Origin of the sequence: Hydrocarboniphaga sp., assembly GCF_965279055.1 — a bacterium.
Taxonomy (GTDB): Bacteria; Pseudomonadota; Gammaproteobacteria; order Nevskiales; family Nevskiaceae; genus Hydrocarboniphaga.
The window spans coordinates 2,600,376-2,614,263 of the sequence record NZ_OZ257125.1 but is presented as its reverse complement, the minus strand read 5'-3'; the positions used below and the strand labels follow the sequence as shown (position 1 = coordinate 2,614,263).

Annotated in this window: 14 protein-coding genes; 13 read left to right on the top strand and 1 reads right to left on the bottom strand. The window is 64.5% G+C overall.

All coding sequences use genetic code 11. The features are described 5' to 3' along the window. The first annotated feature begins 151 nt into the window (after nt 1–151). From edd to ACQZF9_RS11770, 3 genes are all read left to right on the top strand, one after another. A complete protein-coding gene (edd, locus tag ACQZF9_RS11780; protein WP_428309168.1) occupies nt 152–2,032 on the top strand; it encodes a phosphogluconate dehydratase in 1,881 nt (626 codons plus the stop codon). Nucleotides 2,033–2,199: 167 nt separating this feature from the next. Then, complete coding sequence (eda, locus tag ACQZF9_RS11775) at nt 2,200–2,826, top strand: bifunctional 4-hydroxy-2-oxoglutarate aldolase/2-dehydro-3-deoxy-phosphogluconate aldolase (protein ID WP_428309167.1); 627 nt, start codon at nt 2,200–2,202, stop codon at nt 2,824–2,826. Nucleotides 2,827–2,854: 28 nt separating this feature from the next. After that, entirely contained in the window at nt 2,855–3,325 is a 471-nt protein-coding gene (locus ACQZF9_RS11770) for a hypothetical protein (protein ID WP_428309166.1), read from the top strand. A gap of 24 nt (nt 3,326–3,349) precedes the next feature. Here the strand turns inward: ACQZF9_RS11770 and ACQZF9_RS11765 are convergent, their stop codons facing one another. Further along, nucleotides 3,350–5,896 (bottom strand): glycogen/starch/alpha-glucan phosphorylase, encoded by a 2,547-nt coding sequence (locus ACQZF9_RS11765; protein WP_428309165.1) that lies wholly within the window; start codon nt 5,894–5,896, stop codon nt 3,350–3,352. 121 nt (nt 5,897–6,017) lie between these two features. Between ACQZF9_RS11765 and lpdA the strand changes: the two genes are divergently transcribed. The 10 genes from lpdA to tolA all read left to right on the top strand — a co-directional run bounded on the left by lpdA (nt 6,018) and on the right by tolA (nt 13,875). Then, nucleotides 6,018–7,460, top strand: a complete 1,443-nt coding sequence (gene lpdA / locus ACQZF9_RS11760) for a dihydrolipoyl dehydrogenase (protein WP_428309164.1) — start codon at nt 6,018–6,020, stop codon at nt 7,458–7,460. Between the two features lie 48 nt (nt 7,461–7,508). Next, complete coding sequence (locus tag ACQZF9_RS11755) at nt 7,509–8,093, top strand: YfaZ family outer membrane protein (RefSeq protein WP_428309163.1); 585 nt, start codon at nt 7,509–7,511, stop codon at nt 8,091–8,093. A gap of 33 nt (nt 8,094–8,126) precedes the next feature. Beyond that, nucleotides 8,127–8,846: a YebC/PmpR family DNA-binding transcriptional regulator gene (locus ACQZF9_RS11750; protein ID WP_428309162.1), complete on the top strand. Its 720-nt coding sequence runs from the start codon at nt 8,127–8,129 to the stop codon at nt 8,844–8,846. Between the two features lie 3 nt (nt 8,847–8,849). Further along, nucleotides 8,850–9,377 (top strand): crossover junction endodeoxyribonuclease RuvC, encoded by a 528-nt coding sequence (gene ruvC, locus ACQZF9_RS11745; protein WP_428309161.1) that lies wholly within the window; start codon nt 8,850–8,852, stop codon nt 9,375–9,377. A gap of 157 nt (nt 9,378–9,534) precedes the next feature. Next, entirely contained in the window at nt 9,535–10,128 is a 594-nt protein-coding gene (gene ruvA, locus ACQZF9_RS11740; protein WP_428309160.1) for a Holliday junction branch migration protein RuvA, read from the top strand. Nucleotides 10,129–10,150: 22 nt separating this feature from the next. Continuing rightward, nucleotides 10,151–11,179 carry a Holliday junction branch migration DNA helicase RuvB gene (gene ruvB / locus ACQZF9_RS11735; RefSeq protein ID WP_428309159.1) on the top strand — a complete coding sequence of 343 codons (1,029 nt, stop codon included), beginning with the start codon at nt 10,151–10,153 and terminating at the stop codon, nt 11,177–11,179. Further along, the gene (ybgC, locus tag ACQZF9_RS11730) at nt 11,176–11,589 is read left to right on the top strand and encodes a tol-pal system-associated acyl-CoA thioesterase (RefSeq protein WP_428309158.1); all 414 of its coding nucleotides are present in this window, start codon (nt 11,176–11,178) and stop codon (nt 11,587–11,589) included. Before ruvB ends, ybgC begins: the two co-directional genes overlap by 4 nt. A 161-nt stretch (nt 11,590–11,750) precedes the next feature. Continuing rightward, on the top strand, nt 11,751–12,431 hold the full coding sequence (gene tolQ, locus ACQZF9_RS11725) for a protein TolQ (RefSeq protein ID WP_428309157.1): 681 nt from the start codon (nt 11,751–11,753) through the stop codon (nt 12,429–12,431). Nucleotides 12,432–12,474: 43 nt separating this feature from the next. Then, on the top strand, nt 12,475–12,879 hold the full coding sequence (gene tolR / locus ACQZF9_RS11720) for a protein TolR (protein WP_428309156.1): 405 nt from the start codon (nt 12,475–12,477) through the stop codon (nt 12,877–12,879). 6 nt (nt 12,880–12,885) lie between these two features. Beyond that, nucleotides 12,886–13,875, top strand: coding sequence for a cell envelope integrity protein TolA (gene tolA, locus ACQZF9_RS11715; protein WP_428309155.1), 990 nt, complete (start codon nt 12,886–12,888; stop codon nt 13,873–13,875). Nucleotides 13,876–13,888 lie beyond the last annotated feature (13 nt).

Here is a 13,888-nt window from a genome sequence, read left to right as displayed (position 1 = left end):
CGGGCATTTTTGCATAGAATGGCGCGGCGATGTGAACCGGCGGCGTTCCACGGATCGGAACGTGCAAGCCAGCGAAGGGTCCATCTGCATCCCGGGCCAGCTCGTCGTGGCTCAGCTTTTGCCAGTGCGATTATCCGCACAGGGAGATGTCATGCAACACGCCCAGCTGCATCCGGTCATCGCCGCGGTCACGCAACGCATCGTCACGCGCAGCGCGCCTCTGCGCAGCGCCTATCTGGCGCGGATGAAGGCAGCGAAACTCGCCGGCACGGTGCGCTCGCACATGTCGTGCACGAACCTCGCGCACGCGTTCGCGGCGGCTGACCACGACGACAAGCAGCAGTTGCGTGCCGGTCGCTGGCCGAACCTGGCCATCGTCTCCGCGTACAACGACATGCTGTCCGCGCATCAGCCGCTGCAGCATTATCCCGAGATCATCAAGCAGGCCGCGCGCAAGGCCGGTGCGGTGGCGCAATATGCTGGCGGCGTGCCGGCGATGTGCGACGGTGTCACGCAAGGCGAGCCCGGCATGGAGCTGAGCCTGTTCTCGCGCGACGTGATCGCGATGGCCACCGCAGTTGCGCTGTCGCACAACAGCTTCGACGCGGTGCTGTGCCTGGGCGTGTGCGACAAGATCGTGCCCGGCCTGCTGATGGGAGCGCTGCATTTCGGCCATCTGCCGGTGATCTTCGTGCCGGCCGGGCCGATGACGTCCGGCATTTCCAACGACGCCAAGGCGAAGACGCGCCAGCTCTATGCCGAAGGCAAGGTCGGCCGCGAGGCGCTGCTGGAATCCGAGGCGGCTTCGTATCACGGCGCCGGCACCTGCACGTTTTACGGCACCGCGAATTCCAACCAGATGCTGATGGAGATCATGGGCCTGCATCTGCCGGGCTCGGCCTTCATCAATCCGTATACGCCGCTGCGCGATGCACTGACCGCGGCGGCAGCGGCGCGCGCCGCGAAGATCACCGCGCTCGGCGACGAGTACCGTCCGCTGTGCGACATCGTCGACGAGCGCAGCATCGTCAACGGCATCATCGGCCTGCACGCGACCGGCGGCTCGACCAATCACACCATCCACATGGTCGCCATCGCGCGCGCCGCCGGCATCCTGATCAACTGGGACGATTTCGCCGACCTGTCCGCGGTGATTCCGCTGATGGCCAAGGTCTATCCGAACGGCAAGGCCGACGTGAATCATTTCCATGCTGCCGGCGGCATGGCTTACCTGATCGCCAATCTGCTGGACAACGGCCTGCTGCATGGCGACGTCGAGACCGTCGCCGGGCATGGCCTGCGTCATTACGCACAGGAGCCGGTGCTGGTCGACGGCGCGCTGAGCTGGCGCGATGCACCGGCGCAGAGTCTCGACGACACGATCCTGCGGCCGGCGAGCGCGCCGTTCAGCGCCGACGGCGGCCTGCGCTTGCTGACCGGCAATCTCGGCCGCTCGGTGATCAAGGTGTCGTCGGTCAAGCCCGAGCATCGCATCGTCGAGGCGCCGGCGATCGTGTTCGACAGCCAGGAAGCGGTGCAGTCCGCGTTCAAGCGTGGCGAACTCAAGCGCGATTTCGTCGCCGTCGTGCGCTTTCAGGGGCCGCGCGCCAACGGCATGCCGGAGTTGCACAAGCTGACGCCGGCGCTGGGCGTGCTGCAGGACGAGGGTTTCAAGGTCGCGCTGATCACCGACGGCCGCATGTCCGGCGCGTCCGGCAAGGTGCCGGCCGCAATTCACGTGACGCCGGAATGTCTGGCCGGCGGTCCGCTGGCGCTGGTGCGCAGCGGCGACATCATTCGGCTCGATGCGGAAACCGGCGAGTGCTTCGTGCGCGTGCCGCCGTCGGAATGGGAGCTGCGCTCGCCCTCGGTGGTCGATACCAGCGGCAACGAGCACGGCATGGGTCGCGAGCTGTTCACCAACGCGCGGCTGCATGCGGCCGGAGCCGAGCAGGGCGCGCAGATCTATGCGCCTTATGAAATGCCGCAGACGGTGAACGTTTTGGAAGCCGACAAGGTCGAAGCCGCGTAAATCCGGATGGTGCCGGCTCGGCCGCAATCCCCTCTCCCTCCGGGAGAGGGGCAGGGGTGAGGGTGTTTCAGTCCAGATGGCAGCTGCATCGCTGAGAGTCCCTCATCCGGCGCTTCGCGCCACCTTCTCCCGCGGGTAGAAGGAAATACAACAGTACGAGTGCCGATATGAAGATCGACGACATCCTTGCGCTGGGCCCGGTGATTCCGGTGATCGTGGTCAAGCGCCTCGAACACGCGGTGCCACTGGCGCGCGCGCTGGTGGAAGGCGGCATTCGGGTGCTCGAAGTCACCTTGCGCACGCCGGTCGCACTCGATGCGATACGCGCGATCGGCGAGCAGGTGCCGGACGCGGTGGTCGGCGTCGGCACGATCACGCGCGTGCAGGATCTCAACGCATCGCTGGCTGCCGGCGCGAAGTTCGGCGTCAGCCCCGGGCTGACGCCGGCACTGCTCGACGCGATCCTCGCCTCCGGCCTGCCGTTCCTGCCGGGCTCGATGACACCGTCCGACGTGATGCTGCGGCGTGATGCCGGCTTCACCGCGATGAAGTTGTTTCCGGCGCAGCAGGCCGGCGGCATCGGCATGCTGAAGGCTCTGGGCAGCGTGTTCGCCGATGTGCGCTTCTGTCCCACCGGCGGCATCGACGTGACGACGGCGCCGCAATTTCTGGCGCTGCCGAATGTCGCCTGCGTCGGCGGCTCGTGGCTGGCGCCGCAGGAGATGGTCGAGCAGGGACGCTGGAGTGAGATCACCGCATTGGCAAAGGCCGCGTCGCAGCTGGCTGCGAAATAGCGTGTCGCGGCGACCGGTTCACAGCGCCGTGAGCCGGAGATTTGCCGCGATCCTCGCCCTGCTGCCGATCGCGGTCAGCGCCGCCGATCTGACATTGCCTGCAGTAGCTGCAGCACCTGCTGCACCTGCATCACCTGCTGCAGCTACTGCAGTCGCAGACGAGCCCTCGATCCTGGTTCAGGCACCGCAAGCCAGCGAACCGGCGCCGCTGGAGTTCGACGTGCTGCTGCCGCAGCAGCGCAGCCTGCGCGAGCGTGATCCCAAGTTCGATCGCATGCTCAAGAATCTGCCGGACCTCGATCCGAACAACAGCGTGCCTTTCAGGAAAGGCTGGACCGAGAACATCGCCGATGCCTTCCATCGCCAGGTGGTGAACGGTCCGGACGAATGCGAGCCGAGCCAGTGCGTCGGCGATGAAATGAAAGAACAGCGCATCAAGCAGATGGACACCGACTACGGTCCCCAGGACGACTGGACCTGGACGCCGCCGAGCCGCTGATCGGCGGCGCGGCGGCGCCAGGCGCTACTGCATGAAATCCGCCTCGACGTCTTCCTGAGTCAGCAGTCGCACGGGCACGTCGGCGACGGTCCAGATTTCCTTGCAGTACTGCGCGATCGTGCGGTCCGAAGAGAACTTGCCGGAGCGCGCGCTGTTGATGATCGCCATCTTCGCCCAACGCGCCGGGTCGCGGTAAACGCGGCTGACTTCGTCCTGGCAGGCGAGGTAGGAATCGAAGTCCGCGAGCAGGAAGTAAGGGTCGTAGTGCAGCAGCACGTCGACCAGCGGCTTGAATACGCTGGCATCACCGCGCGCGAAATAACCGCTGCTGATCAGGTCCAGCACTTCACGCAGCGCCGGGCTCTTGTCGTAGCACTCCATCGGCCGGTAACCGCGCGCCTGCCAGGCGTAGACCTCCGGTGTCAGCAGGCCGAACTGGAAGAAGTTTTCCTTGCCGACCTCCTCGAGAATCTCGATGTTGGCGCCGTCCATGGTGCCGATGGTCAGCGCGCCATTCATCTGGAACTTCATGTTGCCGGTGCCCGAGGCTTCCTTGCCCGCGGTGGAAATCTGCTCGGACAGATCGGCGGCCGGATAAATGCGCTGCCCGTTGGTGACGCTGAAGTTCGGCAGGAACACCACTTTCAGCCGATCGCGCACGTGCGGATCGACGTTCACCACATCGCCGATCGCGGTGATCAGTTTGATCATCAGCTTGGCCATGTGATAACCGGGCGCCGCCTTGCCGCCGAAGATAAACGTGCGCGGCACGATGTCGGCGTTCGGGTCGTTCTTGATGCGCAGGTACAGCGCGATGATGTGCAGCGCCGCCAGATGCTGGCGCTTGTATTCGTGAATGCGCTTGACCTGCACGTCGAACAGCGAATCCGGATCGACGTTGATGCCGAGCCGGCGATGGATGTGCGCAGCCAGCTCGGCCTTGTTGTCGCGCTTGACGGCCTGCCAGCGCCGCACGAACTCGGGATTGTCGGCATGTGCCTCCAGGCCGCGCAGCTGATCCAGATCGCGGATCCAGCCGTCGCCCAGGGTTTCGGTGATCAGCGCGCTGAGCTTGGGATTGGCCAGCACCATCCAGCGACGCGGCGTGACGCCATTGGTCTTGTTGCTGAACTTTTCCGGCCACAGCTCGTAGAAATCCTTCAGCACGTCTTCTTTCAGCAGCTCGGTGTGCAGCGCGGCGACGCCGTTGATGGCGTGGCTGCCGACGCAGGCGAGATTCGCCATGCGTACGTAACGCGGGCCGTGTTCCTCGATCAGCGACATTCTTGCCAGGCGCTCTTCATCGCCGAAGAAGCGCAGGCGCACCTGGTCGAGAAAGCGCGCGTTGATTTCGTAGATGATCTCCAGATGCCGCGGCAAGGTGCGCTGGAACAGCGGCAGCGACCAGCGCTCGAGTGCTTCCGGCATCAGGGTGTGATTGGTGTAGCCGAAGCTGCGGCAGGTGATGTCCCAGGCCGCGTCCCAGACCAGCAGGTGTTCGTCGACCAGCAGGCGCATCAGCTCGGCGACGCCGATCGACGGATGCGTGTCGTTCAACTGCACCGCGAACTTCTCGTGAAAGCGATCGACCGGAATGCCCTGGATCTTCAGGATCCGCAGCATGTCCTGCAGCGAGCAGGAGACGAAGAAATACTGCTGCTGCAGACGCAGTTCCTTGCCTTGCTCCTGCTCGTCGTTCGGATACAGCACCTTGGACAGGTTCTCGCTGACGATCTTCTGCGTCACCGCGCCGGCGTAGTTGCCGCTGTTGAACTGGCCGAAGTCGAAAGACTCCGGCGCCTCGGCCTTCCACAGCCGCAAGGTATTCGCGGTGTTGACGTGATAACCGAGAATCGGCGTGTCGTAAGGCACGCCATTGACGATGCGCGCCGGGATCCAGCGCACGCGCAGCCGGTTGTGCTCGTCGGTGTACTGTTCGGTATGGCCGCCGATCTTGATCTCGACCAGCCACTCCGGCCGCGCCAGCTCCCAGGGGTTGCCGTAGCGCAGCCATTTGTCGGTTTTCTCGGCCTGCCAGCCGTCGACCAGGGTCTGGTGAAAAATGCCATATTCGTAACGTATGCCATACCCCAGTGCCGGCACTTCCAGCGTCGCCAGCGAGTCGATGAAGCAGGCGGCGAGGCGGCCGAGGCCGCCGTTGCCCAGGCCCGGTTCTTCTTCCTGGTACAGCAGCTCTTCGATGTTCAGGCCCAGATCGTCGAGCATCTCGGCCGCGGTGTCGTATATGCCGAGGTTGATCAGGTTGTTGCCCAGATGCGGGCCCATCAGGAATTCGGCCGACAGGTAGCAGACGGTGCGCGATGCCTGCTGCGTATAGGCCGCGGCGGTGCTGATCCAGCGCTGCATCAGGCGGTCGCGCACGGTGTGCGCCAGTGCCAGGTAGTAGTCGGTCTGAGTCGCCAGGCGTGGGAACTTGCCCTGTACGTAAAGCAGGTTGTCGAGAAAGGAGCGGTGCAGCGCGCGCTTGTCCAGCGCGGCGCGTTCGCTGATCGCACGGCGTTCGGGCTCGCGCTTGTTTTCGGGTGTTGTGCTGTCCACTTCCGACTCCATCTTCTGTTCTTGTTGGTCTTGGCCTGGTCCCGTCTGCGCACAGCAAGTTTCATGCTGGGGCTCGTGCAAGCCAAGGCCATACGCTTGGCGCTACAATAGGCGTGATCAACCAGAGATAAAAATGAGCGAAAACTACGACGTTATCGTGATCGGCGGTGGTCCGGCCGGTTATCCCACCGCGATCCGCGCCGCGCAGCTTGGTTTCAAGACCGTTTGTATCGACGCCTGGCTGAACACCGACAAGACGCCGGCCTTCGGCGGCACCTGCCTCAACGCCGGCTGCATTCCTTCCAAGGCGCTGCTGGAATCGTCCGAGCTGGTGCATCGCGCCCAGCACGAATTCGAAAAACACGGCATCTCGGCCGGCCCGGTCAGTTTCGATCTCGCCAAGATGCAGGCGCGCAAGACCAAGGTGTCGCGCGATCTCACCGGCGGCATCAAGGCACTGTTCCAGGCCAACAAGGTCACCGGCCTGTTCGGCTACGGCAAGCTGCTCGGCGACGGCAAGGTCGAGTTCAAGGACCACGACGGCAAGACCCAGGAGCTGGTCGGCAAGCACATCGTCATCGCCACCGGCTCGGCGCCGGTGAACCTGAAGATCGCGCCGTTCGACGGCGACAAGATCATCGACAGCTGGGGCGCGCTGGATCTGGCCGAGGTGCCGAAGCGTCTCGGCGTGATCGGCGCCGGCGTCATCGGCACCGAGCTCGGCAGTGTCTGGAGCCGTCTCGGAGCCAAGACCGTCATCATCGAAGCGCTGCCGACCTTCCTGCCGATGGTCGATCAGGCCGTGGCCAAGGAAACGCTGAAGCATCTGACCAAGCAGGGCCTGGACATCCGTCTCGGCGCCAAGGTGCTCGGCGCCAAGGCCGGCAAGAGCGGCGTCACCGTCGAATACGACCAGAACGGCGAGAAGAAGACCGAGGAGTTCGACAAGCTGATCGTCGCGGTCGGCCGCCGTCCGTACACCGACGGCGTCAACGCCAGGGAAATCGGCGTGGCCTTCGATGAAAAGGGCTTCGTCAAGGTCGACGCGCATTACAAGACCAGCGTCGCCGGCGTCTATGCGGTGGGCGACGTCATCGGCAACCCGATGCTCGCGCACAAGGCGATCGAGGAAGGCGTCGCGCTGGCCGAGCAGCTCGCCGGGCACCACACGCAGCTCAACTACAACGCGATTCCGTCGGTGATCTACACCAATCCGGAAGTGTCCTGGGTCGGCTTGTCGGAAGAGCAGGCCAAGGCGCAGGGCTTCGAGGTCAAGACCGGCACCGCCTCGTTCGTGCCGTCCGGCCGCGCCAAGGCGATGGAACAGAACATCGGCATCTGCAAGGTCATCGCCGACGTCAAGACCGACCGCATTCTGGGCGTGCACATGGTCGGCCCGCATACGTCGGAGATGATCGCGGAGTCGGTGCTGGCGATCGAATATTCGGCCACCTGCGAAGACATCGCGCTGACCGTGCATGGTCATCCGTCGCTGTCGGAGACTTTCCACGACGCAGTGCTGCTCTGCGACAACCGTGCTGTGCACGCGGTCAACAAGCCGCCGCGCAAAGCCTGATCGGCTGGCAGGATGTCGGCAATAAAACATAAAAGGAAAACGACAATAATGACCAAGCTCCATGGATGGCTCGCTGCGGTTCTGCTCACTGCAGCGGCGCTGCCGGCGAAGGCCGAGACGCTGGATCTGAACATCAACGACGACGCGGTATTCGGCCAGTTCAGCGGGCCGCTGTCGCATGTGTTCAACAACGCCGACGGTGAATACCAGCTCGGCGGCCTGTACAGCGACGACAAGAACCTGAGCCTGACCAACCTGCACGCCGGCTTCATGCTCAGTGGCGACGCCGGTGCCCAGGAAGCCAAGCTCACCGCCGGTATTGGCCTGCGCGGCCAGTACACCGACACCAAGGTCGATACCGGTGGCGGCGCGGCGATCGGCGGCCAGTTCGATGTGCGCTTCGCCGGCTTCGACCGGCTCGGCTTCCAGGGCTATGTCTGGTATCAGCCGAAGGTGCTGGGCCTGGGCGACATCGACAGCCAGCTCGACTGGGCACTGACCGCGGACTATCAGATCCTGCGCAATGCCGCGGTGTATCTGGGCTATCGCAAAGTGCGGATTGATTCGAGCAAGAATCACGGTAATTACACCGCGGACGACGGCGCCATTTTCGGTCTGCGTCTGACGTTCTGACGTTCAAAGAACCACAAGCGAGAGGAAGGCTTCATGGGGCGTGGTCCGAGTATCGAAGGCCGCAAGAATGCGGTCGATGCGGTCAAGGCGAAGCTTTTCACCAAGCTGATCCGCGAGATCGGCTTGGCGGTGCGTGCGGCCGGCGCCGATCCGGCCGGCAATCCGCGTCTGCGCCTGGCGATGTCGCGCGCGCTCGACGTCAACATGACCAAGGACCGCATCGAGGCCGCGATCAAGCGCGCCAGCGGTGAAGGCGCCGAAGCGCCGCAAGAAGTGCGCTACGAAGGCTATGGCCCCGGCGGCATCGCGGTGCTGGTCGACTGCGTCACCGACAACCCGACACGCACCGTCGCCGAAGTGCGTCATGCGTTTTCGAAAAACGGCGGCAACATGGGCACCAGCGGCTCGGTGGCCTTCCAGTTCAGCGAAGTCGGCCAGCTGTGGTTCGATCTCAGCAGCGATGCCTCGCTGGAAGAAAAAATCATGGAAGCGGCGCTGGAAGCCGGCGCCGACGACGTGCAGGCCGACGCCGGCTGGTGCGAAGTGCTGACCACGCCGGCGGCGTTCGAGTCGGTGAAAGCCGCTCTGGTCGCGGCCGGCCTCAACCCCGCGCAGTCGCGCGTGCTGCAGCGGCCGGCGAACCGCGTCGCGGTCGAAGGCGAGGCCGCCGAGTCGCTGCAGAAGCTGCTAGAGCGCATGGAAGAACTCGACGACGTGCAAGAGGTTTATCACAACGCCGATCTGCCGGATTAGCGTTTGGCAACGGCGTCCATCCGCATTCTTGGCATCGATCCCGGATCGAGAACGACGGGCTGGGGCGTCATCGATTCCAGCGGTCACAAGAGTCTGCATGTCGCGCATGGCTGTCTTGCGGTCGGCGCCGGCGAGCTGCCGGACCGGCTGCTGAAAATCCTGCGCGGGCTGGCCGAGTTGATTGCCGAATACCAGCCGCAGGAAGTCGCGATCGAAGAGACATTCGTCAATCGCGCCAACCCGCAAAGCGCACTGGTGCTCGGCCAGGCGCGCGGCGCCGCGATCTGCGCGATCGCCGGGGCCGGCATGCCGATGGCCGAATACGCGGCCGCCCAGGTCAAGATGGCGATCGTCGGCAACGGCCGCGCCGACAAGGATCAGGTCCAGCACATGGTCAAGGTGTTGCTGAACATGCAGGCCCTGAAAATGGCCGCCGATGCCGCCGATGCGCTCGCGGTTGCACTGACCCATGCGCATGTTCGCGGCACCCGCGTGCGGGCCGGCATTGCGTTGAGCAAGAGCTGGGGTTGATTTGCTTGTCATTCCCGCGAAGGCGGGAATCCAGAGATCGGGCGCGTTGCTCGCCGTACTGGATTCCCGCCTTCGCGGGAATGACCAATTCGGCAGGCGCGGGTTTTGCTGAGCCGATTTCGTTGGGTCATCCCCCAAAAGCCGGCATACTTCCCCCATGATCGGAAGACTCAGCGGCAAACTCATCGCCAAGCAGCCACCCTTGCTGCTGCTCGACGTCGGCGGCGTCGGCTATGAGCTGGAGGCGCCGATGTCGACCTTCTACAAGCTGCCGCCGCTGGGCGAGCAAGTCACGCTGCTGACGCATCTGACGATCCGCGAGGACGCGCATCTGCTGTTCGGCTTTGGTTCGGCCGTGGAAAAGAGCCTGTTTCGCGAGCTGATCAAGGTCTCCGGTGTCGGCCCCAAGCTGGCGCTGGCGCTGTTGTCCGGCACCAGCGTCGATGATTTCTGGGCGACGGTGCGCGCCGGCGACGTCGTGCGGCTGACCAAGATCCCTGGCGTCGGCAAGAAAACCGCCGAGCGTCTGATCGTCGAAATGCGCGACAAGGCCGGGGCCGGTGGCGAAGTCGTCAGCTTGCCCGGCGCACCCGCTTCGGGCCCGGCTTCCCCGCTGCAGGAAGCGCGCACCGCGCTCGCGGCGCTCGGCTACAAGCCGGTCGAGATCCAGCGCTTCACCGAGGCCGTGCACAAGGACGGCATGAGCACCGAGCAGATCATCCAGGAGGCGCTGCGCCGTGCGGTCCGCTGAGCCTGGCTCTGAGGGGCGCGCGGTGTCGGCGCGCGTCGGCGGCACCGACGAAGAGCGCATCGAGCGCGCGATCCGCCCGCAGCGGCTCGCCGACTACGTCGGCCAGCCGGCGGTGCGCGAGCAGATGGGCATTGCCATCGAAGCGGCGCGACGCCGCAGCGAGGCCCTCGACCATGTGCTGATCTTCGGTCCGCCGGGTCTGGGCAAGACTACGCTGGCGCACATCCTGGCCCAGGAAATGGGCGTGAACCTGCGCCAGACTTCCGGCCCGGTGCTGGAGCGCGCCGGCGATCTGGCCGCGCTGCTGACCAACCTGGAGCCGCGCGATCTGCTGTTCATCGACGAGATTCACCGGCTGTCGCCGGTGGTCGAAGAAGTGCTGTATCCGGCGATGGAGGACTACCAGCTCGACATCATGATCGGCGAGGGCCCGGCGGCGCGGTCGATCCGCCTCGACCTGCCGCCGTTCACGCTGATCGGCGCGACCACGCGTGCCGGCGCGCTGACCTCGCCGCTGCGCGACCGCTTCGGCATCGTCCAGCGCCTGGAGTTCTATTCGATCGAGGATCTGACCAGCATCGTCGTGCGTTCTGCCGGCATCCTGCGCACGCCAATCGACGCCGACGGCGCTCATGAGATCGCGCGCCGCGCGCGCGGCACGCCGCGTATCGCCAACCGCCTGCTGCGCCGCGTGCGCGATTACGCCGAAGTGCGCGGGCAGGGCGTGATCACGCAAATCATGGCGAACGAGGCAATGCGCCTGCTCGACGTCGACACCAATGGCTTCGACGTGATGGACCGCAAGCTGCTGCTGATGCTGATCGAGCGCTTCGACGGCGGTCCGGCCGGTATCGACAACCTGGCCGCGGCGATCGGCGAATCGCGCGACACCATCGAGGACGTGATCGAGCCCTACCTGATCCAGCAGGGCTATCTGATGCGCACGCCGCGCGGCCGCATCGCCGGCCGGCTCGCGTACCAGCATTACGGCCTCAAACCGCCGCGCGAACTGGAAGCGCGCATCATCCCCGACCTGTTCGAAGGCCCATGAGCGACGCTAGCAAACCCAGCCCGACCCATGTCCACCCGCTGCGCGTTTACTGGGAAGACACCGACGCCTCGGGCGTGGTCTATCACGCCAACTACCTGAAGTGGTTCGAGCGCGCGCGCACCGAGTGGCTGCGCGCGCTGGGCTACAGCCAGGACAAGCTGATGGCGGAAGTCGGCATCGCCTTCACCGTCGCCAGCATCGACATCCTGTACCGGCGCCCGGCGCGGCTCGACGACCAGGTCGAGGTACATACCTCGATCGCCGAGCTGAAGAACGTCAGCCTGACTTTCAGCCAGGTCCTGCGACGTAGCGACGCGCCCGACGAGGTCCTGGCCAAAGCCAGCGTACGCGTCGCCTGCGTCGACGCCAAAACCTTCATGCCCAAGCGGATTCCGGCGCTGGGCTGGTAGCGGGCGTGCATCGCAGTGCACCATTCACCGCGGATTCATGCCCAGACTCCACAGTGTTGCCCCTATAATCGTCGTTGTTTTGCGGCCCTAGGTGCGACGGCCGGCTTTTGTGCATCTAAAATTCCAATCATCAGAAACTGAAACGTAGAGGTTATTAGGGAATGAACGGCAACCTGTCGCTGGCGCAACTGATTACGCAGGCGAGCGTCCCGGTCCAATTCATCATGGCCCTGCTGATCCTGGCTTCGGTCAGTTCCTGGGCGGTGATCTTCGCCAAACGCAGCCTGCTGTCGCGTACCCGCAAGCAGGCCGAGGGCTTCGAGAGCCGCTTCTGGTCCGGCGGCACGCTGGTCGACCTCTACGAAAGCACCCGTCGCGCCAAGGAAGACGAGGGCCTGGTGCCGATCTTCACCGCCGGCTTCGAGGAATACAGCCGCCAGCAGCAGGGCGGCCTTAGCGATCCGGAAGACGTGATCGCCGCCGTGCAGCGCCAGATGCGTGTCGCCCATGTGCGCGAAGTCGAGAAGCTCGAAGGCGGCCTGTCGATGCTGGCCACGGTCGGCTCGGTCAGCCCCTACGTCGGCCTGCTCGGCACCGTCTGGGGCATCATGAGCGCCTTCATCGCCATCGGCAGCGCCAAGAACGCCTCGCTGGCGATGGTCGCACCGGGCATCGCCGAGGCGCTGATCGCCACCGCGATCGGCCTGTTCGCGGCGATCCCGGCGGTCGTCGCCTACAACTTCTTCACCAATTCGGTCGAAAGCCTGGAAAACCGCTACACCACGTTCACCGACGAGATGATCGGCATCATCGAGCGCGCGCTGCGCACTGCCAAGGCCTGACATGGGCGCCTCGGTCAGCCCTCGCGGGGGCAAGAAGCGGCGCTTGAACGCCGAAATGAACGTCGTGCCATACATCGACGTCATGCTGGTGCTGCTGATCATCTTCATGGTCACCGCGCCGCTGCTGACGCAGGGCATCGACGTCGAGTTGCCGGAGGCCGATGCGGCCAACATCACCCAGGGCGAAGAACCGATCACGCTGTCGGTGAGCCGCGACGGCCAGTTGTTCCTCAACGTCGGCGAGAACCGCAGCTCTGCCTTGTCCGACGACGAAGTGGTGCAGCAGGCCGGTGCAATTGCGCGTAACAAGCCGCAGGAAATGTTCCTGGTCGAAGGCGACGCGAAGGTGCCTTACGAAGCTGTCGCCCGTGGCATGTCGCTGTTGCAGACGGCCGGCGTGAAGAAGATCGGCTTCGTGACGTCTCCGACTACACAGAAGAAGCGCTAAGCGCGAATGCCCGCGAATTCTCGCCATTTTGGGCTCGCGATCGTAGCCCATGTCGTGCTGTTCCTGTTCCTGCTCGTCGGCATCAGCTGCGAGCCGAAGCTGGAGCCGCCGACACCCATAACGGTTGTCATGGTCAATCCGGCATCGACCAAGGCTGCGACGCAGACGCCCACGCCGGTGGTCATCGACGAAGAAAAGCGCAACGACGAGGTCAAGCAGGTTAAGGCCGAAGAAGCGCAGAAGCGCCAGGAAGAGCAGAAGAAAGTCGAGCAGAAGAAGCAGGACGACGCGAAGAAAGCCGAGCAGAAGAAGGTCGAGCAGCAGAAGCAGGACGACCTGAAGAAAGAGCAGGCCGACCAGCAGAAAAAGGCAGACGACGCCAAGAAAGCCGCCGAAGCCGAGGCCAAGAAGCAGGCCGATCTGGCGTTGAAGAAGACCCAGGAAGAAGAACAGAAGAAGAAGGCCGAGGCTGACGCCAAGGCCAAAGCGGAGGCCGACGCAAAAGCCAAGGCGGAAGCCGAGGCCAAAGCCAAGGCCGAGGCGGACGCCAAGGCCGCGGCCGAAGCCGAGGCCAAGCGCAAGCAGGAAGCCGCGCAGAGAGCCGCCGAAGAGAAAAAACGCCAGGAAGAAGCCGCCCGCCGCGCCCAGGAAGACCTGGCGCGCCAGGCGATGGCCGAAGAATCCGCGCGCTTGGAGGCCGAGCGTATCGCCGGCATTCAGGCGACCTGGGGTCAGATACTCGCGGCCTACATCGCGCAGTACTGGGAGCGCTCGCTAAATCTGCCGAATGGTCTGAAGTGCAAGGTGTCCATCACCTTGCTGCCCAGCGGTTCGGTGCAGGACGTGCGCGTGGTGCAGCCTTCCGGTGTGCCGGCGTTCGACGATTCGGTGATTCGCGCGGTGCAACGGGCCAGCCCGTTGCCTTTGCCCAGCGATCCGAAAGCCTTCCAGCGAGTGATTGCGGCGACTTTCACTCCCGAAATGCTCAAGCAGTAAACCTTTGGTGCGC

Bases quoted from the DNA above. Each gene is read 5' to 3' on its own strand.
- edd (WP_428309168.1), top strand. From the start codon at position 152: ATGCAACACGCCCAGCTGCATCCGGTCATCGCCGCGGTCACGCAACGC.
- eda (WP_428309167.1), top strand. From the start codon at position 2,200: ATGAAGATCGACGACATCCTTGCGCTGGGCCCGGTGATTCCGGTGATC.
- ACQZF9_RS11765 (WP_428309165.1), bottom strand. From the start codon at position 5,896: ATGGAGTCGGAAGTGGACAGCACAACACCCGAAAACAAGCGCGAGCCC.
- lpdA (WP_428309164.1), top strand. From the start codon at position 6,018: ATGAGCGAAAACTACGACGTTATCGTGATCGGCGGTGGTCCGGCCGGT.
- ACQZF9_RS11755 (WP_428309163.1), top strand. From the start codon at position 7,509: ATGACCAAGCTCCATGGATGGCTCGCTGCGGTTCTGCTCACTGCAGCG.
- ACQZF9_RS11750 (WP_428309162.1), top strand. From the start codon at position 8,127: ATGGGGCGTGGTCCGAGTATCGAAGGCCGCAAGAATGCGGTCGATGCG.
- ruvA (WP_428309160.1), top strand. From the start codon at position 9,535: ATGATCGGAAGACTCAGCGGCAAACTCATCGCCAAGCAGCCACCCTTG.
- ybgC (WP_428309158.1), top strand. From the start codon at position 11,176: ATGAGCGACGCTAGCAAACCCAGCCCGACCCATGTCCACCCGCTGCGC.
- tolQ (WP_428309157.1), top strand. From the start codon at position 11,751: ATGAACGGCAACCTGTCGCTGGCGCAACTGATTACGCAGGCGAGCGTC.
- tolA (WP_428309155.1), top strand. From the start codon at position 12,886: ATGCCCGCGAATTCTCGCCATTTTGGGCTCGCGATCGTAGCCCATGTC.